17 protein-coding genes and 1 pseudogene are annotated in these 25,398 nt (G+C 67.2%); 16 read left to right on the top strand and 2 right to left on the bottom strand.

Annotation, left to right across the window (positions count from 1 at the left end):
• The first annotated feature begins 4 nt into the window (after positions 1-4).
• The 3 genes from purL (at position 5) to grxD (ending at position 4,734) form a co-directional block, all read left to right on the top strand.
• Positions 5-2,209: a phosphoribosylformylglycinamidine synthase subunit PurL gene (gene purL, locus AC6A67_RS15430; protein WP_498037445.1), complete on the top strand. Its 2,205-nt coding sequence runs from the start codon at positions 5-7 to the stop codon at positions 2,207-2,209.
• 72 nt (positions 2,210-2,281) lie between these two features.
• Complete coding sequence (locus AC6A67_RS15425; protein ID WP_498037444.1) at positions 2,282-2,521, top strand: BolA family protein; 240 nt, start codon at positions 2,282-2,284, stop codon at positions 2,519-2,521.
• Between the two features lie 1,877 nt (positions 2,522-4,398).
• The gene (gene grxD, locus AC6A67_RS15420; RefSeq protein WP_498037443.1) at positions 4,399-4,734 is read left to right on the top strand and encodes a Grx4 family monothiol glutaredoxin; all 336 of its coding nucleotides are present in this window, start codon (positions 4,399-4,401) and stop codon (positions 4,732-4,734) included.
• A gap of 187 nt (positions 4,735-4,921) precedes the next feature.
• Here grxD and AC6A67_RS15415 read toward each other — a convergent pair whose 3' ends face one another.
• Complete coding sequence (locus AC6A67_RS15415) at positions 4,922-5,914, bottom strand: MBL fold metallo-hydrolase (protein WP_498037442.1); 993 nt, start codon at positions 5,912-5,914, stop codon at positions 4,922-4,924.
• Between the two features lie 161 nt (positions 5,915-6,075).
• Between AC6A67_RS15415 and AC6A67_RS15410 the strand changes: the two are divergent.
• Positions 6,076-7,059, top strand: a pseudogene (locus AC6A67_RS15410) (acyltransferase family protein); the annotation flags it as partial.
• 116 nt (positions 7,060-7,175) lie between these two features.
• Here AC6A67_RS15410 and tlpA read toward each other — a convergent pair.
• Positions 7,176-7,907 (bottom strand): thiol:disulfide interchange protein TlpA, encoded by a 732-nt coding sequence (gene tlpA, locus AC6A67_RS15405; RefSeq protein WP_498037441.1) that lies wholly within the window; start codon positions 7,905-7,907, stop codon positions 7,176-7,178.
• A 21-nt stretch (positions 7,908-7,928) separates the two neighbouring features.
• Here tlpA and argH point away from each other — a divergent pair, with 21 nt between their 5' ends.
• The 12 genes from argH to secA all read left to right on the top strand — a co-directional run bounded on the left by argH (position 7,929) and on the right by secA (position 25,317).
• Positions 7,929-9,341 carry an argininosuccinate lyase gene (gene argH / locus AC6A67_RS15400; protein ID WP_498037440.1) on the top strand — a complete coding sequence of 471 codons (1,413 nt, stop codon included), beginning with the start codon at positions 7,929-7,931 and terminating at the stop codon, positions 9,339-9,341.
• Positions 9,342-9,507: 166 nt separating this feature from the next.
• Positions 9,508-9,756, top strand: a complete 249-nt coding sequence (lptM, locus tag AC6A67_RS15395; RefSeq protein WP_498037439.1) for an LPS translocon maturation chaperone LptM — start codon at positions 9,508-9,510, stop codon at positions 9,754-9,756.
• Positions 9,757-9,924: 168 nt separating this feature from the next.
• Complete coding sequence (gene lysA / locus AC6A67_RS15390; protein WP_498037438.1) at positions 9,925-11,193, top strand: diaminopimelate decarboxylase; 1,269 nt, start codon at positions 9,925-9,927, stop codon at positions 11,191-11,193.
• A 327-nt stretch (positions 11,194-11,520) separates the two neighbouring features.
• Positions 11,521-14,244, top strand: coding sequence for a TIGR02302 family protein (locus AC6A67_RS15385; protein WP_498037437.1), 2,724 nt, complete (start codon positions 11,521-11,523; stop codon positions 14,242-14,244).
• Between the two features lie 249 nt (positions 14,245-14,493).
• Complete coding sequence (locus AC6A67_RS15380; protein ID WP_498037436.1) at positions 14,494-14,676, top strand: twin transmembrane helix small protein; 183 nt, start codon at positions 14,494-14,496, stop codon at positions 14,674-14,676.
• Positions 14,677-14,729: 53 nt separating this feature from the next.
• Positions 14,730-15,311 (top strand): cob(I)yrinic acid a,c-diamide adenosyltransferase, encoded by a 582-nt coding sequence (locus AC6A67_RS15375; protein WP_498037435.1) that lies wholly within the window; start codon positions 14,730-14,732, stop codon positions 15,309-15,311.
• Positions 15,312-15,775: 464 nt separating this feature from the next.
• A complete protein-coding gene (locus AC6A67_RS15370; protein ID WP_498037434.1) occupies positions 15,776-16,525 on the top strand; it encodes an electron transfer flavoprotein subunit beta/FixA family protein in 750 nt (249 codons plus the stop codon).
• Between the two features lies 1 nt (position 16,526).
• A complete protein-coding gene (locus AC6A67_RS15365) occupies positions 16,527-17,462 on the top strand; it encodes an electron transfer flavoprotein subunit alpha/FixB family protein (protein ID WP_498037433.1) in 936 nt (311 codons plus the stop codon).
• Positions 17,463-17,962: 500 nt separating this feature from the next.
• Positions 17,963-18,844 carry a 3-hydroxybutyryl-CoA dehydrogenase gene (locus tag AC6A67_RS15360; protein WP_498037432.1) on the top strand — a complete coding sequence of 294 codons (882 nt, stop codon included), beginning with the start codon at positions 17,963-17,965 and terminating at the stop codon, positions 18,842-18,844.
• Between the two features lie 1,144 nt (positions 18,845-19,988).
• Positions 19,989-20,570 carry an HNH endonuclease gene (locus AC6A67_RS15355; protein WP_498037431.1) on the top strand — a complete coding sequence of 194 codons (582 nt, stop codon included), beginning with the start codon at positions 19,989-19,991 and terminating at the stop codon, positions 20,568-20,570.
• Between the two features lie 268 nt (positions 20,571-20,838).
• Positions 20,839-21,783 carry a ring-cleaving dioxygenase gene (locus AC6A67_RS15350; RefSeq protein ID WP_498037430.1) on the top strand — a complete coding sequence of 315 codons (945 nt, stop codon included), beginning with the start codon at positions 20,839-20,841 and terminating at the stop codon, positions 21,781-21,783.
• A gap of 735 nt (positions 21,784-22,518) precedes the next feature.
• Positions 22,519-25,317 (top strand): preprotein translocase subunit SecA, encoded by a 2,799-nt coding sequence (gene secA, locus AC6A67_RS15345; RefSeq protein WP_498037429.1) that lies wholly within the window; start codon positions 22,519-22,521, stop codon positions 25,315-25,317.
• Positions 25,318-25,398: the final 81 nt, after the last annotated feature.

The following is a 25,398-nucleotide window of genomic DNA, read 5'->3' as shown; positions in this document are numbered from 1 at the left end:
ACCGATGACCGCCACCGCCACCAAGATCACCCCGCAACTCGTCGCCGAGCATGGCCTGACGCCTGATGAGTACGAGCGCTTCATCGGCCTGATTGGCCGCGAGCCGACGATCACCGAGCTCGGCATCGTCTCGGCCATGTGGAACGAGCACTGCTCGTACAAATCCTCGCGCCTGCACCTGAAGGGCCTGCCGACCAGCGCCCCATGGGTCATCCAGGGTCCGGGCGAGAACGCCGGCGTCATCGACATCGGCGACGGCGACGCCATCGCCTTCAAGATGGAGAGCCACAACCACCCGTCCTATATCGAGCCCTATCAGGGCGCGACGACGGGCGTTGGCGGCATTCTGCGCGACGTCTTCACCATGGGCGCCCGCCCGATCGCCGCGCTCAACGCCCTGCGCTTCGGCTCGCCCGACCACCCGAAGACCCGTCACCTGGTGTCGGGCGTCGTGGCCGGCATCGGCGGTTATGGCAATTCGTTCGGCGTGCCGACGGTTGGCGGCGCGGTGGGCTTCCACACCCGCTATGACGGCAACATCCTCGTCAACGCCATGGCCGTCGGCCTGTGCAAGACCGACGGCATCTTCTACGCCGCCGCCACCGGCGTCGGTAACCCGATCGTCTATCTCGGCTCCAAGACCGGCCGCGACGGCATCCACGGCGCCACCATGGCCTCGGCCGAGTTCGACGCCAATTCGGAAGAGAAGCGCCCGACCGTGCAGGTTGGCGACCCCTTCGCCGAAAAGCTGCTGCTGGAAGCCTGCCTTGAGCTGATGCAGACCGATTCGGTCATCGCCATTCAGGACATGGGCGCCGCTGGCCTGACCTGCTCCGCCGTGGAGATGGGCGCCAAGGGTAATCTCGGCGTCGAACTGATCCTCGACAATGTGCCGTGCCGCGAAGAGGGCATGACCGCCTATGAGATGATGCTCTCCGAGAGCCAGGAGCGCATGCTCATGGTGCTGAAGCCGGAGAAGCGTGAAGAGGCCGAGGCCATCTTCCGCAAATGGGGCCTTGACTTCGCCGTCGTCGGCTACACCACCGACACGCTGCGTTTCGTCGTCAAGCACCAGGGCGAGACCGTCGCCGACCTGCCGATCAAGGAACTGGGCGATGAGGCGCCGATCTATGATCGCCCCTACATCACCAATTTCTTCCAGGAGACCATCGACCCGGCGTCGGTGGCGGCCCCGGTCGACAATTCCACGGCGCTGGCCCGCCTGCTCGCCACCCCGGACCTGTGCTCGAAGCGCTGGGTGTGGGAGCAGTATGACCACATGATTCTCGGCAATACGGTGCAGACCCCAGGCGGCGACGCCGCCATCGTCCGCATCGAGGACGGCCCCAAGGCGCTGGCAATCACCACCGACGTGACGCCGCGCTATTGCGAGGCTGATCCGGTGCAGGGCGGCCGCCAGGCCGTGGCCGAGACGTGGCGCAACATCACCGCCGTCGGCGGCCTGCCGCTGGCGATCACCGACAACCTCAACTTCGGCAATCCCGAGAAGCCGGAAGTGATGGGCCAGTTCGTCGGCTGCCTCAAGGGCATTGGCGAGGCCTGCATCGCCCTCGACTACCCGGTCGTCTCGGGCAATGTCTCGCTCTACAACGAGACCCAGGGCCGCTCGATCCTGCCGACCCCGACCATTGGCGGCGTCGGCGTGCTGGCTGACGTGACCAAGCACGCGACTGTTGCCCTGCGCAAGGCGGGCGACGTGCTGGCGGTGATTGGCGACACCACAGGATGGCTTGGCCAGTCGGTGTATCTGCGCGACATTTGTGGCCGTGAAGAAGGCGCGCCGCCGCCGGTCGACCTTACGGTGGAGCGGCGCAATGGCGACTTCGTGCGTGGCCTGATCACCGCAGGTCGCGTCACCACCGTGCATGACGTCTCCGACGGCGGCCTTGCGGTCGCGGTCGCCGAGATGGCCATGGCCGGCGGCATTGGCGTCGCCCTCGACACCCTGCCCACCGACATGTCGGCCCACGCCTTTTTGTTCGGTGAGGACCAGGCGCGCTATGTCATCGCCGCCGACGCCGCCACCATCGACGCCGTGGCCGAGGAAGCCAGGGCGGCGGGCGTGCCGTTCCGCAAGCTCGGCGTGGCTGGCGGCGACGCCATCGCCATCCCGGGCGAGATGCCGGCCAAGGTGTCCGATCTGAAGGCCGGCCACGACAACTGGCTGCCGCAGTACATGGCCGGCTGACCAGGCCCAGGTTGATCAATCTGGCCGGAGAGCGCCCGCTCTCCGGCCATTTTCGCCAGATGAGGTATCGCCATGGCCATGCAGGCCCGTGAGATAGAAGAGATGATCCGCGCCGCCCTTCCGGACGCCATCGTGCGCATCCAGGACCTGGCCGGCGACGGCGACCATTACGCCGCCACGGTGATTTCCGAGGCGTTCCGCGGCAAGAGCCGCGTCGCCCAGCACCAGATGGTTTACGCGGCGCTGAAGGGCAATATGGGCGGCGTGCTGCACGCCCTCGCCCTGACCACGCTGACGCCGACGAAGGACTGAGCGCGACCGGGACGCCTCAGACGTTGGCTTACGCCACATGTTGAAGCATCGAAACCGGGCCAGCGCCCGGTTTTTTCGCGCCCAGGGGCTCGCCACGAGGCAGGTCGCAGATGCGCATCCGCTCCGGCTGGGTGAGGCGCAGGGTGTGGGTGATGCGCCTGCCGAAATGGAGGACGGTGAGTGGGACCGGGCGGGTTCTGTCCGGCGCATCCTGGCGCGCAAGTCTGGCCGACAAACGCGTGGATGCCCGTGACAAGCACGGGCATGACGGCTGGGCGTATGGGCACAGCCTCCCCCGGTCGTCATGGTCGGGCTTGACCCGACCATCCACGTCCTGTGGGGCGCCGGGCGACCCCGCTCTCATCCGGCGTTCCCCAACGCCTCGCCAGCGCCCGCCGCGAGTCACGGCATCTGCGCTCGGGCCCACCCAACGCCGCCCTCTCCGATCAGCCTACGCCCAGCACAAGAAAAAAGCCGCCCGGGGAAGGCGGCTAGGGGTCTCGGATCAGAGGTCCAGAAAGCGGGGGATCAGGCGGCGCTGAGTCGGGCGAGGACGATCAGGCCGGCGGCCATCGTGGCCCACCCAATCGGCGTGGCGAACATGATCGAACCAATCGACTTAACTGCGCTCATCTGCTTGTCCCCCGGAGCAACCGTGCTCCATGCATATGGTTGTAGATGCACCAACGCCTCCCGTAGGTGCGCGGATGCACATCTGCACAGGCTGGCTCAGGCGCAGATTGAGGGGGGATGTGCTTGCCGGCATGGCGGGCGCAGGCTGGAGCGTGGCGGTTGTTGCTCGGAACACGCTCGCGTCAATGACGGACCTGCAAACGCATGGATGCCCGTGACGAGCACGGGCATGACGGCTGGGGCGTAGTGGCGCCTCCCACCTCCCCCCCGGTCGTCATGGTCGGGCTTGACCCGACCATCCACGTCCTGGAGGGGCGCCGGGTGACCCCGCTCTCATCCGGCGTTCCCCAACGCCTCGGCAGCGCCCGCCGCGAGTCACGGCATCTGCGCTCGGGCCCACCCAACGCCGCCCTCTCCGATCAGCCTACGCCCAGCACAAGAAAAAAGCCGCCCGGGGAAGGCGGCTAGGGGTCTCGGATCAGAGGTCCAGAAAGCGGGGGATCAGGCGGCGCTGAGCCGGGCGAGGACGATCAGGCCGGCGGCCATCGTGGCCCACCCAATCGGCGTGGCGAACATGATCGAACCAATCGACTTAACTGCGCTCATCTGCTTGTCCCCCGGAGCAACCGTGCTCCATGCATATGCTTATAGATGCGCCAAGGCCTCCCGTAGGTGCGCGGATGCACATCTGCACAGGCTGCCTCAGGCGCAGATTGAGGGGGGATGTGCTTGCCGGCATGGCGGGCGCAGGCTGGAGCGTGGCGCTGCTCAATGCGGCAGGCGATGACTGATGACTGGCCGCCAAACGCGTGGATACCCGTGACGAGCACGGGCATGACGGCTGGGCGGAGCGGCGCCGCCCGCCCCCCGATCGTCATGGTCGGGCTTGACCCGACCATCCACGTCCTGGGCGGGCGCCATGTCCTGGGCGGGCGCCCGGCGTCCACGCACGTCCCCAGAACTCCCCAACGTCTCGCCCGCACACGTCAAAGGCGTCAACGCCGTCGCCGGCGTAACACCCCGCGCCGCCTCACACGCCACGCAGCCAAATCCGCCACGCGCCGCTTGCCTTTGCCGGTTGCGTCGCACACATGAGGATGAAGTGACCTTGCACGCTACAGTCGTCCCAAACCCGGCTATAGTGGCGCAGGAGCAGGATGGCGCGGCGCGTGGGCGTTGGCGTCAGCAGATCGAGCGGCGCGCTGCCCCCGAAGCAGCCTGGCCGGAGACATCAGGAACGCGACATGACCGACATCAACGCGCAGATCGACAATGAAGTGAAGTCCAACGACGTCGTGCTGTACATGAAGGGCACGCCGGACTTCCCGCAGTGTGGTTTCTCGGGCCAGGTCGCCCAGATCCTCAATTACCTCGGCGTCACCTACAAGGGCGTCAACGTCCTCGCCGATGACGGCATCCGCGAGGGCATCAAGAGCTACAGCAACTGGCCGACCATTCCGCAGCTCTACATCAAGGGCGAGTTCATCGGCGGCTGCGACATCGTCCGCGAGATGTTCCAGGCTGGCGAATTGCAGGACATGTTCGCCGAAAAGGGCATCGCCGTGAAGCAGGAGGGCTGATCAGCCCTTCGCCCGTCACCGACAACGCCCGCGCCTCGCGCGGGCGTTGTTGCGTCTGGCCTACGCCCCGCCAGCCCTATGCCAGGATGCGAAGATGCTGACGCATCCGCATCCTGAAATGCTCAGGCGGCGCACGGGCTTGGCCAGAACCCGATCTGTCACGCTCATCGGGCTCTGGCATTACAGATCAGAAGCTGAACACCTCGCCTGGGCTTGCGGCGTGAAAGCTGTCAGCATCGAGGCCGCGCTGGCGCAGGGCCTCGGCCAGCGCCTCCCGCGGCTGCTCCCGCCCCTCATCGGTGAGCTGGAACGTGCCCCAGTGCATGCCGAGCGCCCGCTTCGCCCCGACATCCTCAAAAATTTTCACCGCCTCTTCCGGATTGACGTGCTGCGCCGCCATGAACCAGCGCGGCTCATAGGCGCCGATGGGAATCAGCGCCACATCTGGGGCGCCGAACTGCCGCCTGATGCTGCGAAAGATGCTGCCGTCGCCATAGCCGGTGTCGCCGGCGAACCAGATGCGCCCGGCGGCGCTGTCGATGACAAAGCCGCTCCACAGCGCCATGCGGGTGTCGCGCAGCGCCCGCCGCGACCAGTGGATCGCTGGCGTGAAGCCAATGCTGGCCCCGCCCTCCAGCTGCACGCGCTCACCCCAGTCGCCGCTCAGCACCCGCGCCCCAGGGGCCGCCTTGCGTAACTGCCCGGCGTTGCCGAGCGGCGTCACAAATAGCGGCTGGTGCGCCTGCTGCAGACGACGCACGGTCCTGGCGTCGAAATGGTCGTAATGGTTATGGCTGATCAGCACGACGTCGATGCGCGGCAGATCAGCGAAGTCAACGCCAGGGGCGGTGACGCGACGCGGCCCGAGCAGGCCGCGCGGGCCGGCCCGGTCGCTCCACACCGGATCGGTCAACAGGTTGAGCCCGCCCGCCTGGATCAGCAGGCTGGCATGCCCCACCATGGTGACGCACACACCGTCTGCCTGTGGCGCCGGACGCGCGCGCGCCGTCTCCACCCAGCGCGGCCACGCCTGGCGCTGACCGGACCGCCACCAGCGCCACAGGTCGGCGAGGCGTTTGTCGGCATTGAAGCTGGCCGGATTGGAAAAGCGGCGGCCATCGAAATGGTCGGTGGGCGGGCCGTGATGGTATCGCCTTGGCATGGTTGTGAGATGTCCCATGGCATGCGCCGGGCGAGCTGAACGCCAGACGTCGCCTGTTTATTGCTGTGCAACAACGGCTCAAACATGGCCCGCCATCGCCGGGCGCGCCAGCGGGCCCTTCCCGCCCCTGCGTCTGACGGTTAAGCCCCGGCCATCGTGCTTTTGCCGTTGGGTGATCTTTGGGCCTTTTTCGACTTGTTCTGGCGATGTCCGTGTTCATCGACCACGCCCGACAGATCCTGTTCGCAGATGATGCGTCCAGCTATGTCTCGATCATCCGGCGCAGCCTGCTGAATATTTACGTGTGGTCCGGCCACGCGGTGTTCGCGTTTTTCATCGTCTCCGGCTTCATCATCGCCATGGTTATTTGCGAAAAATATGCGCATTTGCCGCTTGGGACGCCGCGCTTCTACCTGAACCGCGCCCTGCGGCTGTACCCGGCCCACTGGATCATTCTGGCCGGCTACGCCGCACTGTTTGCGGCCACAGGCGCCGTCAGCTTCCTGCTGCTGCAGGATATGGGCGACGGGCGCCTGGTGACGCTGCTGGCCTTCATCAGCAATGTCAGCTTCATCGGCACGGATGTCATCGCCATGTTTGGCGGCCCGGCGTGGTCCTATGTGCTGGGGCCTGTGTGGTCGCTGGGGGCGGAAGTCTGCTTTTACCTTGCGGCTCCGCTGCTGGTGACGCGGCGGCTGCGGGTGATCGCGGCGCTGGCATTGGCCAGCCTGACGCTCCGCCTTGGCCTGTACTGGCTCGGCGCGCCGCTCGTGCCATGGCGCTATTTCTTTTTGCCGGCGACGGCGGTGTTTTTTCTACTCGGCGTGCTGTCCTACCGGCTTTATGCGCTGGTCAGGATGCGGATTTGGTTCTTGCGGCTGCGGCCGCTGGCCTTCCTCGCCCTGTTCGCCGCCGTGGCGTGGCCGCCGCTGTGGCGCCATGGCGATCTCGACCATTGGCAGGCCTGGACGTTCTTCCTCACCGTCGCCATCTGCACGCCGTTTGTCTTCGACCTGACGCAACACAGCCGCATCGACCGCTACATCGGGCTCTACGCTTATCCCCTGTATCTCGGCCACACGCTGCTGCTCAACCTCGTCAAGGCCAGTGATGCGACCCGTTTCGATGGCCCGCTGATCGCGCTGCTCGGCACGCTGGCGCTGTCAGCCGCCATCATCCATCTGGTCGACCGGCCGCTGGAGCGGGCCCGGGCGCGGATCGGCGCGTCTGCGCCAGCAAATGCTACGCCCGTAGCGCCAGGCGGCGCCGCGCCCTGGCGTCAACCGCCGAGCGCCCCCCGGACAAGCGCCTTCGCGTCCTCCGAGTGCCACTCCGCCGCGCCATCAAGCTGGCCGAGCAGGCAGCCGTCGCGGTCGATGAGCAAAGTGACTGGCAGGCCCGAGGCGCGGCCTGCGCCGCGCAGGGCCTGGAATATCTTGCCAGGCGTGTCGGCATAGAAATTCAGCCTGTCGATGTTGTTCTGCTGCAGCCATTCGCGCGGCTTGCCGGCGTCGCGGCTGTCCATATTGATGGCCAGCACCTCGAAATCCTTGCCGCCGAGCGCGCCCTGCAGCGCGTTGAGCGCCGGCATCTCCAGCTTGCACGGGGCGCACCAGGTCGCCCACAGATTGAGCAACACCACCCGGCCGCGATAATCGGCGAGGGTCTTCGTCGCCCCTGCGCCATCTTCAAAGCTGAAGGCGGGCAAAGCCTCTGGCTGCTTCGCCATGCGCATCGCCGCGACTTCGCCCTTGGCCAGCGCGTCGAGGCTGGCGAGATCGCGCGCCTTGCACTGGCTGGCGGGCGCGCCATCTGGCGTCTGCGGCGCAGCCCCGGCTGCCTGCCGGGCCGCTGATTGCCCTTGCGGCGCGCTGGCGCCAGGCGCCGGACCGTTGCGATCTTGCGCAAGCCAATATACCCCTGCGCCAAGAAGCGCGACGGCGACGGCGGCCAGGCTTATAGTGCGGGCCGTGGAGCGCGAGGCGCTTCGTTTGTTTCCAGATGCGTTCATTTATCCAGGATCGGGCGTAATATGAGCAACAAGATGTGGGGCGGCCGGTTCTCTTCCGCGCCTGCCGCTATCATGGAAGAGATCAACGCCTCGATCGCGTTCGACAAGAGGCTGGGCCCACAGGACGTGCGCGGCTCGTTGGCGCATGTGGCCATGCTGGCCGACAATGGCATCGTTGAAAAGGCCGACGCGGCGAAGATCGCCGAGGGCCTGCGCCAGATCGCCGGCGAGATCGAAAGCGGCGACTTCGCTTTTTCCCGCGCCCTCGAGGACATTCACATGAATGTCGAGGCGCGCCTTGCCGACCTCATCGGCCCCACCGCCGGTCGCCTGCACACCGCCCGCTCGCGCAATGACCAGGTGGCCACCGACATGCGCCTGTGGGTGCGTGACGCCGTCGACGACCTTGATGTCCAGCTCGCCGGTCTGCAGCAGGCGCTGGCGACCCGCGCGCTGGAGTTCGCCGGGGCTGTGATGCCAGGCTTCACCCATCTGCAGTCGGCCCAGCCTGTGACCTTTGGTCATCACCTGCTGGCCTATGTGGAGATGTTTGGCCGCGACCGCAGCCGCTTCGTCGACGCCCGCCGCCGTATGAACGAGTGCCCGCTGGGCGCCGCCGCTCTGGCTGGCACCTCGTTCCCCATCGACCGTCACCAGACGGCCGCGGCGCTGGGCTTCGACCGCCCCACCGCCAATTCGCTTGATTCGGTGTCGGATCGCGATTTCGTGCTCGAGACCCTGTCGGCGGCGGCGATCTGCGCCGTGCATCTGTCGCGCTTCGCCGAAGAGATCGTGCTGTGGGCGACGCCGCAATTTGGCTTCGTGCGCCTGTCGGACGCCTTCTCCACCGGCTCGTCGATCATGCCGCAGAAGCGCAACCCCGACGCCGCCGAACTGGTGCGCGGCAAGTCGGGCCGGGTGATCGGCGCGCTCAACGGCCTGCTCATCGTCATGAAGGGCCTGCCGCTGACCTATTCCAAGGACATGCAGGAGGACAAGGAAGGCGCGTTCGACGCCATCCAGACCCTGTCGCTGTGCCTCGCCGCCATGACCGGCATGGTCAACGACCTGACGCCAAACCTGCCAGCCATGCGCAAGGCGGCTGGCAGCGGCTACGCCACCGCCACCGACCTCGCCGACTGGCTGGTGCGGGTGCTGGGCCTGCCGTTCCGCGAGGCGCACCATGTCACCGGCCGCATCGTTGGCGTCGCCTCGGAGCGGGGCGTCGGCCTTGAAAAGCTGTCGCTGGAGGAGATGCAGGCGGTGGAGCCGCGCATCACCCAGGACATTTTCGCGGTGCTCGGCGTCGAGAAATCGGTACGCAGCCGCGTCAGCTATGGCGGCGCCGCCCCGGCCAATGTGCGGCGTGAGGCGCGGCGCTGGCTGCGCAAGCTTGAGCGTAACGACAAGGCCCAAGGGCTAAGCGAGCGCTAAACGGGCGCAGGGCTGAGCGGGCGCAGGGCCCATCGCCCTGAGCCCGCCCTGAACCTGGCGAGCGCGCGCCAGCCGGCGCAGGCGCGCCGGCTGGCGTTTCCGTTCTGCGCCGCTTTCGTGGCATAAGCGGTCACGACCGACATCATCCTTCGTGGGGATCACGCATTTGGCTTCTTCCTCGTCCCGCATTCCGGCCCTTGCACGCACCACGCTGGTCGTGGTTGCGGTCGGGCTCGCCCTCGCCGCCTGCGGCCGCCGTGGCGCGCTGGAAGCGCCGCCTGATCCGAATGCGCCCAAAGAGGAGCAGACCGACGGCAGCTCGCTGGCCTCCTCGCCAATCCCTGGCAGCGCCAAGAAAAAGCCCCGGGCGACGCCGATTCCAAACCGGCCGTTTATCCTCGACCCGCTGCTGTGACAGGCCCACGGGCGCCTGCCTGGGCGCCAGAGGCGACCTGATCTGGCGCCCGCTGTGTCCGCCGCATCAGCGGCGGAACGTGTTTTTGACAGACTGCGCCAGTTCTCGCCGTGGCCGCCTGCCCGGCCAGAACCCGCGCCATTTCGACCGCTGCGCTGGACCGGACACATGCGTCACTTTGAATATCGCAATGGCGTGCTGCACGCTGAGGACGTCGATCTGCGCCATGTGGCGCAGGAGGTCGGCACGCCGTTTTATTGCTACGCCACGGCGACGCTGGAGCGTCACTACCGGGTGTTCGCGGAGGCCTTCAACGATGGCCCGGCGCTGATCTGCTACGCCATGAAGGCCAATTCCAACCAGGCGGTGCTGAAGACCCTCGCCCGCCTTGGCGCTGGCATGGACATCGTCTCGGGCGGCGAGCTGGCCCGCGCCCTCGCCGCCGGCGTGCCTGGCGAGCGCATCGTGTTCTCGGGCGTCGGCAAGACCCGCGCCGAGATGCGCGCGGCGCTCGAAGCCGGCATCCTGTGCTTCAACGTCGAGAGCGAGCCCGAGTTGCAGACCCTGTCCGAGGTCGCCGTCAGCATGGGCCTCAGAGCGCCGGTGTCGATCCGCGTCAATCCGGACGTTGACGCAAAGACCCACGCCAAGATCTCGACGGGCAAGTTCGACAACAAGTTCGGCATTCCGATTTCGCAGGCGCGCGCGGTCTACGCGCGCGCCGCGCTGCTGCCAGGCGTGGTCATTCGCGGCGTCGACATGCACATCGGCAGCCAGATCACCGACCTCACCCCCTTCGGCAACGCCGCCCGGCTGATGGCGGACTTCGCCCGGCAATTGCTGGCCGATGGCCATGAGCTGCACCACCTCGACATGGGCGGCGGGCTGGGCGTGCCGTACCACGCCGATAATACGCCGCCGCCCGTTCCGGCCGAATACGCCCGGATCATCCGCGAGGAAGTGCGCGATCTCGGCCTGACGCTGGTGTTCGAGCCAGGCCGGCTGATCGTCGGCAACGCCGGCGTGCTGGTCACCGAGGTGCTGTATGTGAAGCATGGCGAGGGCAAGACCTTCGTCATCGTCGACGCGGCGATGAACGATCTGATCCGCCCCACCCTGTATGAGGCGCACCACGATATCCTGCCGGTCGTCGCCCATCCGGTGGGCGCGCCGCACATGGTCGCCGACATCGTCGGGCCGGTGTGCGAGACCGGCGACTACCTCGCCCTCGCCCGCTCGATGCCGCAGCTGAAGGCTGGCGATCTGCTGGCGGTGATGACCGCCGGCGCCTATGGCGCCGTGCAGGCCTCGACCTACAACACCCGGCCGCTGATCCCGGAAGTGCTGGTCAAGGGATCGGAGCACGCCGTGGTGCGGCCGCGCGTCAGCGTCGAAGAACTGATCGCCCTCGACCGCACGCCGGACTGGCTCGACTGAAGGCGCCGCACACAGGTCTCGGGCAAAGGCAGCCAGACCGCTTGCGCAAACAGATCTGGCGCCGAACAATCGGCGCAAGAAAATCGGCGCAAGTCCAGCCAGATACGGGCAAGGCGCGGGCCAATTTGGAGCCGTACTGCCAGCGTTTGTAGGGTGAAGGCGCCTGCGGAAATGCCCGGCGCGGCCATGGCCTCGCCGCTTTGCGGTTTCAGGTTGCGCTGCATGGCGTTGCGGCGCGCCGCCTTCCGTCGCTACGCCAGCTCATAGGCGCCCATGCGGCGTGGGACATTGCCAACAGCGTCGTGTCAGTGCGACGCGGAGACATGAATGAGCGCAGCGCCGCCCCCCGGACCCGCTGAACGGCGAGCCGGAGCGACACCAGCCCAGCCAGACCGACAGACGCGCCGGCTGCATGCCTTGCTGCGCGGCAGTCGCTATGTGCTGTTCTGGGAGCGGCTGTGGCCGGCGCTGTGGCCGCTGCTGGCGGTGGTCATGCTGTTCGTCGCGGCGGCCTTGCTCGGGCTGTTCACCGCCCTGCCGCCCCTGCTCGCTGGCGCCGCACGGCTTGGCTTCATCGCCGCAGCCCTCGCGGCGCTGTGGCCGCTGGCGCGGCTGCGCTGGCCCAGCCAGGCGGAGGCGCTCGCCCGTCTCGACCGGTCGGTGGATGGGCCCGACGCCCGCATCGCCAGCGCGTTTTTCGACCAACAGGCGACGGGCCTCGATGATCCGCTGTCGCGGGCGCTGTGGCGGCGCCAGCAGGACAACGTGCGGCGGCGGCTCAGCGCCTTGCGGCTACATCCTCCGCGCATCGCCATGGCTGACCGCGATCGCTACGGCCTGCGCGCCATTCCGGTGCTGGCGCTGGCGTTGGCCGTGGTCATCGCCGGGCCAGACTGGCGCGAACAATTGCAACCGGCGCTGCGCCTGCAGCTACCGTTGCCCGCGGCCAGCGCCCAACGCCTCGATGGCTGGATCGACCCGCCGCGCTACACCCGTCGCCCGCCGCTGATGCTTGATCTGACCGGCGCTGCCGGTGAGGCGCCGCTGCGCGTGCCAGTCAACAGCACCCTGGTGCTGCAGGCGGCAGGCGGCGCCACGCTGAAGGTCGAGCCTGGCGCTGGCCTTGCGCCTGTCGCCGATGACGCCGGCGCCGACCGCCCCGCCGCGCCGCAGTCTGGCCTGCAGCGGGCGCGCTACCGCATCATTGGCGACGGCCCGGTCACCGTGCGGGCCGGCGGCGTCAGCCGCCGCCTTTTGATCGAGACCACCGCTGACGCGCCGCCGAAGATCACCCTGAAGGGCCGGCCTGAGGGCGGCGCGCGCGGATCGCTGAGCCTCAGCTACAGCGCCACGGACGACTATGGCCTCGCCTCTGGCGTGGCCGAAATCCGCCTGCCTGGCGCGGCTGGCGGGCGTAGCCTGGCGGAGCCGCCAGAAATACGGCTCAACCTTCCCGCCAATCCGGCCGATGGCGCCGTCGTGAAGACGGTTGCCGAGCTGGCGTCGCACCCCTGGGCTGGGGCCGAGGTTGATCTGACGCTGGTCGTCACCGACGACGCCGGCCAGCAGGGCCGCAGCGAGACGGTGCGCATCACTTTGCCGGAGCGCACCTTCGCCGACCCGCTGGCGCGGGCGCTGATCGAGCAACGCCGCGCCCTGATCCTCACGCCCGACCAGCGCGAGCTGGTGCAGACGGCGCTGGACGCGCTGCTGATTGCGCCGGAGCTGTTCACGCCAAAGGCCGGCTATTACCTCGGCCTGCGCCGCGTCGCCGGACAATTGCGCACAGGCGCCGACGATGAGGCGCTGCGGGATGTGGCGGCGCAATTGTGGGAGCTGGCGCTGGTCATCGAGGATGGCGACCTGTCGGACGCCGAGCGCCGCCTGCGCCAGGCGCAGCAGGCGCTGCGCGACGGCATCGAGCGCGGCGCGGGCGAAGAGGAAATGCGCCGCCTGTCGCAGGAATTGCGCCAGGCGATGGACCGCTACATGGCGGAGATGAGCCGCCAGGCGCAGCGGCGCGCGCAACAGCCCGCCGATCCTAACGCCACCAATATCACCCAGGACGATCTGCAGAAGCTGCTCGACCGTATCCAGGAGCTGACGCGCGAAGGCCGACGCGAGGAAGCGGCACGGCTGCTCGATCGCCTGCGCGAGCTCATGGAGAATTTGCAGATGGCCGCGCCAGCCCAGGGTCAGGGCAAAGGCCAGGGTCAACCGGGCGGCGATGAGGGCCAGCAGGGCGAGACGGCGCAGCGGCTGGGCAAGGCGCTGGGCGACCTTGATGCGCTGATGCGCGAGCAGCAGGCGCTGCGCGATGAAACCTTCCGCCAGGGCCAGCAGGCCGACCAGGCCCCGCAGGACGATGGCGAGGGAGTGCAAGGCGAAGGGACTCACGGAGAAGGAACCCAGGGAGAAGGAGCTCAGGCGCAAGGCCAGCAGGGTCGAGGCCAGGGTAAGGACCCAGGCGCGCAGCCTGGCCAGCGTCCAGGTGACAGCGCTGGCGCGCCATCTCAGGGCGGCTCTGCGGCTTTGCGGGAGCGGCAACAGGCGCTGCAGCGCAATCTGGAGGCGCTACGGGATCAACTGAAGCGCGACGGCGCCGATACGGCCAAAGGCTTCGGTGAAGCGGGCGAGGACATGAAGGGCGCGGGCGAAGCGCTGCAACGCGACAGCCATGGCGAGGCTGTCGACGCCCAGGGCCGGGCCCTCGACCAGCTGCGGCGTAGCGCCCAGGATCTGGCGCGGCAGATGGCCGAGGCCGACGGCAAGGGCCGCAACGCTGAGGGCCAGGCGGGGCAGGATGGCGACGCCGAACAGGATGGCGGCAAGGGCGGCGTGCGCTCAGGCTCGGGGCCGGAGACGGACCCTCTCGGCCGGCCGCTGCGCGGCGCTGACCGGGGCCTGGGCGGCATGGAGAGCGGCGAGGCCGCCGAGGCGGCGGGGGCGCGGGCGCGGCGGATTCTCGATGAGCTGCGCCGCCGCCTAGGTGAGCGCCAGCGCGAGCGCGACGAGCTGGACTATCTTGAGCGCCTGCTCGGGCCGCGCTAGGGCCGCTGCCGGGCAGCCAATCGCCGCCGCGGCATGAGAGCGCTTGGCGATCTATCGCCATCGTCCGATCGATCGGAAATCGCGCCTTGTATGGGGCGGGAGGTCGTGCGCCGATCCTTACAGGCAGGAACAGGCTCTGCTATTCGCGCTGCCTGCAAAAATGCTCTAGTTGATGCGGACAAAACGCGCGCCCGGCGCGCCGTAGTCGCCCTTAACCCCGGGGCGCGCCTAAATGTGCAGGAGACCACAATGGACAATTGGCTCGTCGGCGTCGCCGTGGCTGCGGTCGTGCTCGTGCTGGCCATGGGCCTGTTTAACATGCTGCGCGGCGGCGATCCGCAGCGCTCGCAGAAGCTGATGCGCATGCGCGTGCTGCTGCAGTTCGTGGCCATCGTCATCGCCATGGCCGTGCTATGGTGGCGGGCGTTCTGACGCCACGCCAACCCAGTTTGCAACCAGCCAATATCCAGGACGACAGGATCATCATGGTCGCGCTTAACCGCATCTACACCCGCACCGGCGACGCGGGCTCCACCGGCCTTGTCACCGGCGAGCGCCGCCCCAAGCATGACCTGCGCATCGAGGCCTATGGCACGGTGGACGAGACCAACGCCACCATCGGCGTCGCCCGCCTGTCGACCGCAACCCTGGAAGGGCCGCTCGACGCCATGCTGGCGCGCATACAGAATGACCTGTTCGATCTCGGCGCCGACCTCGCCACGCCCGATACCGGCCAGCCCATGAAATATGAGCCGCTGCGCACGGTTGATTCGCAGGTCACGCGGCTGGAGCAGGAGATCGACCTGCTCAACGCCGAGCTGTCGCCGCTGCGCTCCTTCGTGCTGCCCGGCGGCACGCCGGCCGCCGCCGCCCTGCATGTGTCGCGCACGGTGTGCCGCCGCGCCGAACGGCTGACGGTGGCGCTGGCGGCGCGCGAGGGCGAGATCGTCACGCCAGCGGCGATCAAATATCTCAACCGGCTGTCGGACTTCCTGTTCGTCGCCGCGCGCTGGGTCAATGATCGCGGCGCCGCCGACGTGCTGTGGACCCCTGGCCAGAACCGCTGACGCCTCTGACAGACGCGGGAGCTGGCGGCATGCGCCGGCCCCCGCCATGGCGAGGCCGGCTATGGCCGGCCTGGCGGCGGCGTCGCGCCTGGTCCGCCAGGCGACGCTGCGGAAGTATCGACAGGCGCGGCGGGATGGGCGCGGACATGGCATGGGCGCCCGCGTCACAGCCTTGAGCTATTCAGAGCCATTCCAGCCTGGCCCGCCGCAGGCTCCTGCAGGACAAGCTGCTGGAATGACAATGAAACTCGCGCCATTGCGCCCAACATCGCGTGATCAGGCGCAAGCAATGACGACCATCGTCAAAAAGCCAGTCCGCAAACATTGACAACAGCCTGCGGCGCGGTACGTTCCGGCGCCTTGGGAGAGGACGGTCCGCACGTGCGCAACAGCGCGGCGTGGGGCGCGCCTGGCGCCGCCGCCGGGCATCTCCCGCCCCCGTTCGTGCTTGAAGGGAAGCCGGTATGAAGATTCTCGTGCCCGTCAAGCGGGTCGTCGACTACAACGTCAAGATCCGCGTGAAACAGGACGGCTCCGGCGTAGAGCTCGCCAACGTCAAGATGTCGATGAACCCCTTTGACGAGATCGCCGTCGAAGAGGCGATCCGCCTGAAGGAAAAGGGCGTTGCGACCGAGATCGTCGTTGTGTCGATTGGCCCTGCGCAGGCCAGCGAAACCATCCGCACCGCGCTCGCCATGGGCGCCGACCGCGGCATCCTGGTGAAGACCGACGCCGCCGTTGAGCCGCTTGGCGTCGCCAAGCTGCTGAAGGCTGTTGTCGCCAACGAGAACCCCGGCCTTGTCATCCTTGGCAAGCAGGCGATCGACGACGACAGCAACCAGACCGGCCAGATGCTCGCCGCGCTGCTCGGCTGGGCCCAGGGCACCTTCGCCTCGAAGGTTGAGGTCGCCGGTGACAATGTCGCCGTGACCCGCGAGATCGACGGCGGCCTGCAGACCGTTGAGCTGAAGCTCCCGGCCATCGTCACCACCGACCTGCGTCTGAACGAGCCGCGCTACGCTTCGCTGCCGAACATCATGAAGGCGAAGAAGAAGCCGCTCGATGAGACCTCGCCTGAGACCCTCGGCGTCGACGTCGCTCCGCGCCTGAAGGTGCTGTCGACGGTTGAGCCGCCGAAGCGCTCGGCTGGCGTCAAGGTCGCCTCGGTTGAGGAACTCGTCGCGAAACTCAAGAACGAGGCTGGAGTTATCTGATATGACCACCCTGCTTCTGGCTGAACACAATAACGCCGCCCTCAACGACGCCACCGCCAAGGCTGTCGCCGCCGCCAAGGGCCTCGGCGCCCCGGTGCATGTGCTGGTCGCCGGTTCGGGCGCCCGCGCCGTCGCCGAGCAGGCCGCAAAGCTTGCTGGCGTCGACAAGGTGCTGGTGGCCGATAACGCCGCTTACGCCAACGCCCTGGCCGAGCCGGTCGCCGACCTCATCGTGTCGCTCGCAGGCGCCTATGACGCCATCGTCGCGCCGGCCACCGCCAACGGCAAGAACATCCTGCCGCGCGTCGCCGCCAGGCTCGACGTCATGCAGATCTCGGAAGTGACCAAGGTTGTCTCCGCTGACACCTTCGAGCGTCCGATCTACGCCGGCAACGCCATCCAGACAGTGCAGTCGGCTGACGCCAAGAAGGTGATCACCGTCCGCACCGCCGCGTTCCAGAGCGCTGGCGAAGGTGGTTCGGCCGCCATTGAGGACGTCGCCGCCGCCGCTGATCCGGCGATCTCGTCGTTCAAGGGCGAAGAGCTGTCGAAGTCTGACCGTCCTGAGCTGGCTTCGGCCAAGATCATCGTCTCCGGTGGTCGCGCGCTCGGCTCGGCAGAGAACTTCACCAAGTACATCGAGCCGCTGGCCGACGCCCTCGGCGCCGCCATGGGCGCCTCGCGCGCGGCTGTTGACGCTGGCTACGCCCCGAACGACCTGCAGGTCGGCCAGACCGGCAAGGTCGTGGCGCCGCAGCTGTATGTCGCCGTCGGCATCTCCGGCGCCATCCAGCACCTTGCTGGCATGAAGGACAGCCGCGTCATCGTCGCCATCAACAAGGACGAAGAAGCCCCGATCTTCCAGGTCGCGGACTACGGCCTGGTGGGCGACCTGTTCACGCTGGTGCCTGAGCTGCAGGCCGCGGTGGGCAAGTAAGTCCGCCACTGGACCAGCCTGGCCCCATGGGGCCAGCCTGGGCTGGCGGGACACAACCGCATTGCATCGCGAAGGGCGGGACCTCGGGTCTCGCCCTTTTTGCGTCTGGCGCGCATTGGGTCATGTGCGCATTGCGTGTTGCGCGCGTTGCGTCTTGCACACCTCGGCGTGCGGCTTGCGACAAATCGCCCGAGCGGCGGCGGAACGGCCGGCAAGGGCACGGCGGACGCCTTCTCCCCTGGCTGGGGCGTCATCCGGGACCGCTGTGACGTCTGACCATGGGTATGCCTGACCGTTGCGATGACCGACGCGCCAGAGTTCTGCGCAAGTTGCGCTTTGGCTGCAGGGCGGGCCTGCAACTGGTGACGTCGCGGCGCACAACCACTGTCCAAACCCGGGCAACATGGCTAGAGTGAAGACCATATGGCGGTTCTGTTCACGAACCGGCGCACGCGGCGCTATGACGCCGCCGGCAAAACCCCACTCCGGATGGCAAAGACATGGCGATCGCAGTCAGGAAAGTTGGCGTAATTGGCGCAGGTCAGATGGGCAATGGCATCGCCCATGTGTGTGCGGCTTCCGGTTTCGACGTCCGGCTGAATGATCTGAGCGAGGAGCGTCTGAATTCGGCGCTGGCCACTATCGATGGAAACCTCGCCCGTCAGGCGGCGCGCGGCCAGCTCAGCGAGGCCGACCGCCGCGCCGCCATGGCGCGCATCGTGCCGGCGCTGACCTTCAGCGATCTTGCCGAATGCGATCTGGTCATTGAGGCCGCCACGGAGCACGAAGAGACCAAGCGCCGGATTTTTGGCGAACTGTGCCCGGTGCTACGCCCCGACACCCTGCTTGCCTCCAACACCTCGTCGATCTCCATCACCCGCCTCGCCGCCTCCACCGACCGGCCCGAGCGCTTCATCGGCATGCATTTCATGAACCCGGTGCCGATGATGCAGCTGGTGGAGCTGATCCGCGGCATCGCCACCGAAGACGTGACGTTTGAGCAGGCCAAGGATTTCATCCGCGCCCTCAACAAGACCATCACCGTCGCCGAAGACTTCCCCGCCTTCATCGTCAACCGCATCCTGCTGCCGATGATCAATGAGGCGATCTACACCCTGTATGAGGGCGTCGGCTCGGTCGATTCGATCGACACCGCCATGCGCCTCGGCGCCAATCACCCGATGGGCCCGTTGCAGCTGGCCGACTTTATCGGCCTCGACGTCTGCCTGTCGGTGATGCAGGTGCTGCACGAGGGCCTCGCCGACAGCAAATATCGCCCCTGCCCGCTGCTGGTGAAATATGTCGAAGCCGGCTGGCTCGGCCGAAAGACCCAGCGCGGCTTCTACGATTATCGCGGCGAGAAGCCGCTGCCGACGCGCTGAGCTGTCCGAACTGATCTCCCGCGCGGCCAGTGGCGGAAACTGGCCGCCCTTGGCCACTCTTGGCCACCTTTGGCCACCCTTGGCCACCTTTGGCCACCCCAACGCGGCCATCGCAGCGATGCACGCAGCGGCAGCGGCGCCTGCATGGCGCTGCATCACAAGCCGCCGCCCGGCTGGGACCCTTGATGCATGGCGGCGCAACAGACCCGCGCCATGCAGCGGCGCTGGCTGATGAGGCGTCTGCGCCCTCAGCCCATGGCAAGACATGTGCCCCTACGGGACATGCCCCCCAACGAGAGTGCCATCAACGGGACTTGCCCCCCAACGGGACTTGCGCCCCAAAAGGCACAGCGGCGGCCAGCCTGATCAGGCCGCGCGCCTGGCGCGAAAAAGCGCTCCCACATCGCTAAAATTTGGTTAATCTCCAGGTCGAGCGCGCGACCACCCTTGCTGCGGGCGGCGGCGGCGTCTTCACCTGTCCGGGTTTCGGCCCGGTATGGGATACACGGGCAGAAGCGTAGATCTGAGAGCCTGCTGGCCTTGCTGGCCTGCGCGGCCCTGGGGACACGATCCGCCTCCCCCATTGGCGAAGGCGCGGCGTCATCATGTGGCTGTCGTGGAGCGGCGCTAACCTGTGACAAGGGTCAGGGATTATTCCTGGCTGCGTCAGCGAGGCGCGCCGTCATGGCGACGTCTGGCGCGCAGCTTTCGCACCTGCCGGACGCGCATACGCCAGGCTGAAGCTGGCGTGGAAAGCCCCGGGCTGGGCGGCGCAACGCCACAGGCGCTGCGTTGGCTTGCGGATCGATGGCGACGGGCCTGCGTGGCCCGGCAGCCTGCGACGCCGCAACGGCGCGACGATCTGGATGTCCCAAGCGTTCCCGCGACGGGCGGAGCGCGCGGCCGGATGATGTGCCCCTCGGGGCGCTGGCGCATGGGAAGGGGCGTGGCGAGCCTTGACTTCTGGCGTGAGCGTTTCCGCCCCGGCATCCCGGCAAGGTGCGTGGCGCTGCGATGGCCGGCTTCCGGCCTCGTGGCGACGCGCCAACCTGATCCCGTCGCAACGACCGAGAACGGGGCGCCGCCCGGACCCTGGGCCGTCTGGCGCCTGCTCTCGCGGGAGATTGCGCCTGTGACAGTGCACATGAGAGTCCGTTCGCCGCTCAGAGCCAATCCCGGTCGCAGCCCGGAGAGCTGTCCGGCGCTGGTGCTGAACGCCGATTTCAAGCCGCTGAGCTATTACCCGCTGTCGCTGTGGTCATGGCAGGACGCCATCCGGGCGGTGTTCCTCGACCGGGTCAACATCATCTCCAGCTATGACGTCGTCGCCCGCAGCCCTGGCTTCCAGATGCAATTGCCGTCGGTGGTGTCGCTGAAAACCTGGGTCAGCCCGTCGCGACGCCCCGCCTTCACGCGTTTCAACGTGTTCCTGCGTGACCGCTTCTCCTGCCAGTATTGCGGCGCGCACAATGACCTGACCTTCGACCATGTGCTGCCGCGCAGCCGCGGCGGCCAGACCACCTGGGACAATGTCGTGACCGCCTGCGCCCCCTGTAACCTGCGCAAGGCCGACCGCATGTGCGAGGACATCGGCATGTTCCCGGCGCGCAAGCCGCAACAGCCAGGCGTGTTCGACCTGCACGACGCCGGCCGCCATTTCCCGCCCAATTACCTGCATGAGAGCTGGCTCGATTATCTGTACTGGGACGCCGAGCTGGAGCCGTAATACCAGGATGCGAAGATGCTGACGCATCCGCATCGTAACATGCTCAGGCGCCGCGAGGGCTTAACCAGTCCCCCATGCGTCATGCTCATCGGGGTCTGGTATAAGGCAGCCTCATTTGCGCAGCTGCAATGATGATCATGCAAATGCAGATATGGATTTGCACACGGACGCCCATCACCTTGTGAGCCAGCAGAACCACACGCGCCGGCTACGGGCTTGCCCCGTATGACTGGCCCATCCCCGGCCCGCGCCGGAGAAGGAGCACGCCATGCAGCTCACTGGCCTCCACCATGTCACCGCCATCACCGCCCAGGCCCGTGACAATCACGCCTTTTACACCCGCACGCTTGGCATGCGCCTGGTCAAGCGCACCGTGAACCAGGACGATGTCAGCGCCTGGCACCTGTTCTACGCAGACGGCAAGGCGGCGCCTGGCTCGGATCTGACCTTCTTTGACTGGCCGGCCGCCCGCGAGCAGCGCGGCGCCAATAGCGTGACGCGCACAGCCCTGCGGGTGGCGGGAGCGGAGACGCTGGCCTACTGGAAACAGCGTTTCACCGACCTTGGCGTCAGCCATGGCGAGATCGCCACGGTTGATGGCCGCCTGACCCTGCCTTTTGAGGACCCGGAGGGGCAGCGCCTTGCGCTCGTCGACGACGGCGGCGCGGGCGAGGCCAATATCTGGGAACGTAGCCCTGTGCCTGCCGCGCGCCAGATTCGCGGCCTTGGGCCGGTGTGGCTTGCGGTGGCGGACGTCGCCATGCTCGAGCTGGTTCTGGAGCGGGTGCTGAACATGCGCCACGACCGGGTCTACGCAGACCCGCAACACGGCGAGGTGCGGGTGTGGCGCATGGGCGACGGCGGCGCCGCCGCCGAGGTGCATGTGATCAACGCCGCCGGCCAGGCGCCGGCGCGGCAGGGGGCAGGCGCGGTGCACCACATCGCCTTCCGCACCCCTGACGTCGAGCAATACCACGCCTGGGCGCAACGCCTGCAGGGCCTGCGTATTGCGAACAGCGGGGAAGTTGAGCGCTATTACTTCCAGAGCCTCTACTTCCGTGAGCCCAATGGCATTCTGTTCGAGATCGCTACCGACGGCCCAGGCTTCGCCGTCGATGAGCCCCTGGAGACGCTGGGCGAGAGCGTGTCGCTGCCGCCCTTCCTCGAGCACCGCCGCGGCGCCATCGAGGCGGGGCTGAAGCCGATCGACTGATGCCAGCACCCGATGAGCGCCACTCATCGGGTTCCGGCCAAGCCCGTGCGGCGCCTGAGCATTTCAGGATGCGTCAGCATCTTCGCAGCCTGGTATGAGCCGTCACGCACCTGAGACGGCGCGGATGACGGGTTACGCAGGCAGGGGCTGGCGTCGCCGGCCCCTGCTTCCTTGCGCCGCAGGTCGCCCTATAGGGTCTGCAAGATCTGTGGTTAGCGCTTGCGTCCCCACGATCTGGGACGCCGCAACGCCACCGCCTGCCGCTGGCGCAACGCCGGCCACGGACCATGCCATGACGAAGGCGACGGGCGGGGCGCGGTCCTGCGAGCCATGCCAGAAGCGCCGGCTCGTGACCTCAGCAGTCTTGCCACTATGCCCCTCGCCCCCCATGTCTGGCACGCCGGGACCGCGTCACGGGCGCTCCGCCATGCTGTGTCGCCGGCAATTTTGGACAGGAAACTTAAACGCGCCAACCGGTTTGGGATGGCGCCCGCCGAAAAGTGGCCCTAGTTTTCTGAAACACCTGCGGCGGCTGGACCCCAACGGGATCGCGCCGCAGCGCCGCCCTCGCTTTTTGCGACCGCGGTGTTGATGATTTCACATGCTCCGCCGCCGCCGGCCTCGTCGGCGGACGGCGGGACGTGGCGGACGTTATTGGTGGACTTGCACGCCCCGCCCTGATTAACAGGGCGTACGCAACAGTCCCAGGCGTTCCGCCTGTCCGAAAGGTCTTCGATGTTCGGCGCTCTCGCGAAGAAGCTGTTTGGTTCGGTCAACGACCGTCGGGTCAAGGGTTACCAGGCGAGGGTCAAGCGCATTAACGCGCTCGAGCCCCAGATGGAGAAGCTGACCGACGACCAGCTGCGGGCGAAAACCGATGAGTTCCGGGCGCGTCTCGCCAAGGGCGAGACCCTGGATGACCTGCTCGAAGAGGCGTTCGCGGTGGTGCGCGAAGGCGCGCGGCGTGTGCTCGGCCAGCGCCATTACGACGTGCAGCTCATCGGCGGCATGGTGTTGAATGACGGCGCCATCGCCGAGATGAAGACCGGCGAAGGCAAGACCCTGGTGGCGACCCTCGCCACCTATCTCAACGCTTTGCCCGGCCTCGGCGTCCACAACGTCACGGTCAACGACTACCTCGCCAGCCGCGACTCGGGCTGGATGGGCAAGCTGTACAATTTCCTCGGCCTCAGCGTCGGCGTGATCGTACACGGCCTTGACGACGATGAGCGTCGCGCCGCTTACGCCTGCGACATCACCTACGGCACCAATAACGAATTCGGCTTCGACTATCTGCGCGACAACATGAAGTATGAGATCGCGCAGATGACCCAGCGCGGCCATGCCTTCGCCGTGGTCGACGAGGTTGACTCGATCCTCATCGACGAAGCCCGCACGCCCCTGATCATCTCCGGTCCGCTGGAGGATCGCTCCGATCTCTACAACCAGATCGACAGGCTGATCCCGCACCTGACCAAGGAGCACTACGACCTCGACGAGAAGCAGCGCTCCGTGTCGCTGACCGAGGACGGCAATGAGCGCATCGAGGAATTGCTGCGCGAAGCCGGGCTGATGAGCGAAGGCAGCCTGTATGACGCCGCCAACGCCACGCTGGTGCATCACGTCAATCAGGGCCTGCGCGCCCACACGCTGTTCACCAAGGATAAGGACTACATCGTCAAGGACGGTGAGGTCGTCATCATCGACGAGTTCACCGGCCGCATGATGCAGGGCCGCCGCTATTCGGAAGGCCTGCACCAGGCGCTGGAAGCGCGCGAGGGCGTGCAGGTGCAGCCGGAAAACCAGACTCTGGCCTCGATCACCTTCCAGAACTATTTCCGCCTGTACAAGAAGCTCTCGGGCATGACCGGCACCGCCGGCACCGAGGCCGATGAGTTCCTCGACATCTACAATCTGCAGGTGATCGAGATTCCGACCAATGTGCCGGTGCAGCGCAAGGACGAGGACGACGCCGTCTATCGCACCGAGCGGGAGAAATTCCAGGCCATCGCCGCCGAGATCGCCGAGGCGCAGCAAAACGGCCAGCCGGTGCTGGTGGGCACCACCTCCATCGAGAAGTCCGAGCTCTTGGCCGCCTTCCTTGAAGAGCAGGGCCTGCGCCAGCTCGATTTCGCCAATCCGCGCGTGCTCGATCCGCTGTTCGAAGGCGCCCGCACCGGCAATCCGTCGAAGCAGTTCGCCGTGCTTAACGCGCGCTTCCACGAGCAGGAGGCGTTCATCGTCGCGCAGGCTGGCGTGCCGGGCGCGATTACGCTGGCCACCAACATGGCTGGCCGCGGCACTGACATCCAGCTCGGCGGCAACGCCGACATGCGCATCGCCTATGAGCTGGGCGACATGGCGGAAGGCCCGGAGCGCACCGCGCGTGAGGAAGAAATCCGCGCCGAGGTCGCCCGCCTGAAGCAGGTGGCGCTGGCCGCAGGCGGCCTTTACGTGCTCGGCACCGAGCGGCACGAGAGCCGCCGTATCGACAACCAGCTGCGCGGCCGTTCCGGCCGTCAGGGCGACCCCGGCCGTTCGCGCTTCTTCCTGTCGCTGCAGGACGAGCTGATGCGCATCTTCGGCTCCGACCGCATGGACGGCATGCTGCAGCGCCTCGGCCTCAAGGATGGCGAGGCGATCTACCACCCGTGGATCAACAAGGCGATCGCCAAGGCCCAGGGCAAGGTTGAAGCGCGCAACTACGACATGCGCAAGAACATCCTCAAATACGACAACGTCATGAACGACCAGCGCAAGGTCGTGTTTGAGCAGCGCCGCGATTTCATGGCCGCCGAGAGCGTGCGTGAGACCATTGACGAGATGCGCGAGGAGACGGTGGAAGACATTGTCACCCGCAACATTCCGCCGGACGCCTATCCCGAGCAGTGGAACGTCGACGGCCTGCATGAGGCGGTGCAGCGCTTCCTCAACCTTGATCTGCCCGTGGCGGATTGGGCCAAGGAAGAGGGCATCGCCGATGAGGAGATCCGCGAGCGCCTGCACAAGGCCGCTGATGAGGCCTACGCCAGCCGCATCGAGCTCAACTCGCCGGAGTTGATGACCTATATCGAGAAGCAGGTGCTGCTGCAGAGCCTTGATCATCTGTGGCGTGAGCATCTGGTCACCCTCGACCATCTGCGTCAGGTCATCGGCTGGCGCGGCCTCGCCCAGCGCGATCCGCTGAATGAGTACAAGGCCGAAGCCTTCCAGCTGTTCGACCAGCTGATCGGCAATCTGCGCGAGCAGGTCACTGGCCAGCTGATGCGCGTGGAAGTGATGTTTGAGGCCCCGCCGGAGCCGTCGCTGCCGGCCATGGAAGGCCACCACATCGACGCGACCTCCGGCCAGGATGAGTTCGCCTCCAGCCAGGATTTCATCACCGCCGGCTATTTGCCGCAGCCCGCGCTGCAGGCCGAAGCGGTGGAGCGTGACCCGGCCAATCCGGAGACGTGGGGCCGCGTCGGCCGCAACGACCCCTGCCCCTGCGGCTCGGGCAAGAAGTTCAAGCACTGCCACGGCCAGCTGAGCTGACAACACGGCGCCATGCGCCAGAACAATGTTGCGAAGGCGCCCCTGTTGGGCGCCTTTTGCGTTCCGGCGCCGGCTGGGTGA

The organism is Camelimonas sp. FR25, from assembly GCF_059740505.1.
The sequence above is the reverse complement of the archived record's forward strand: the minus strand, read 5'-3'. Positions and strand labels throughout refer to the sequence as shown.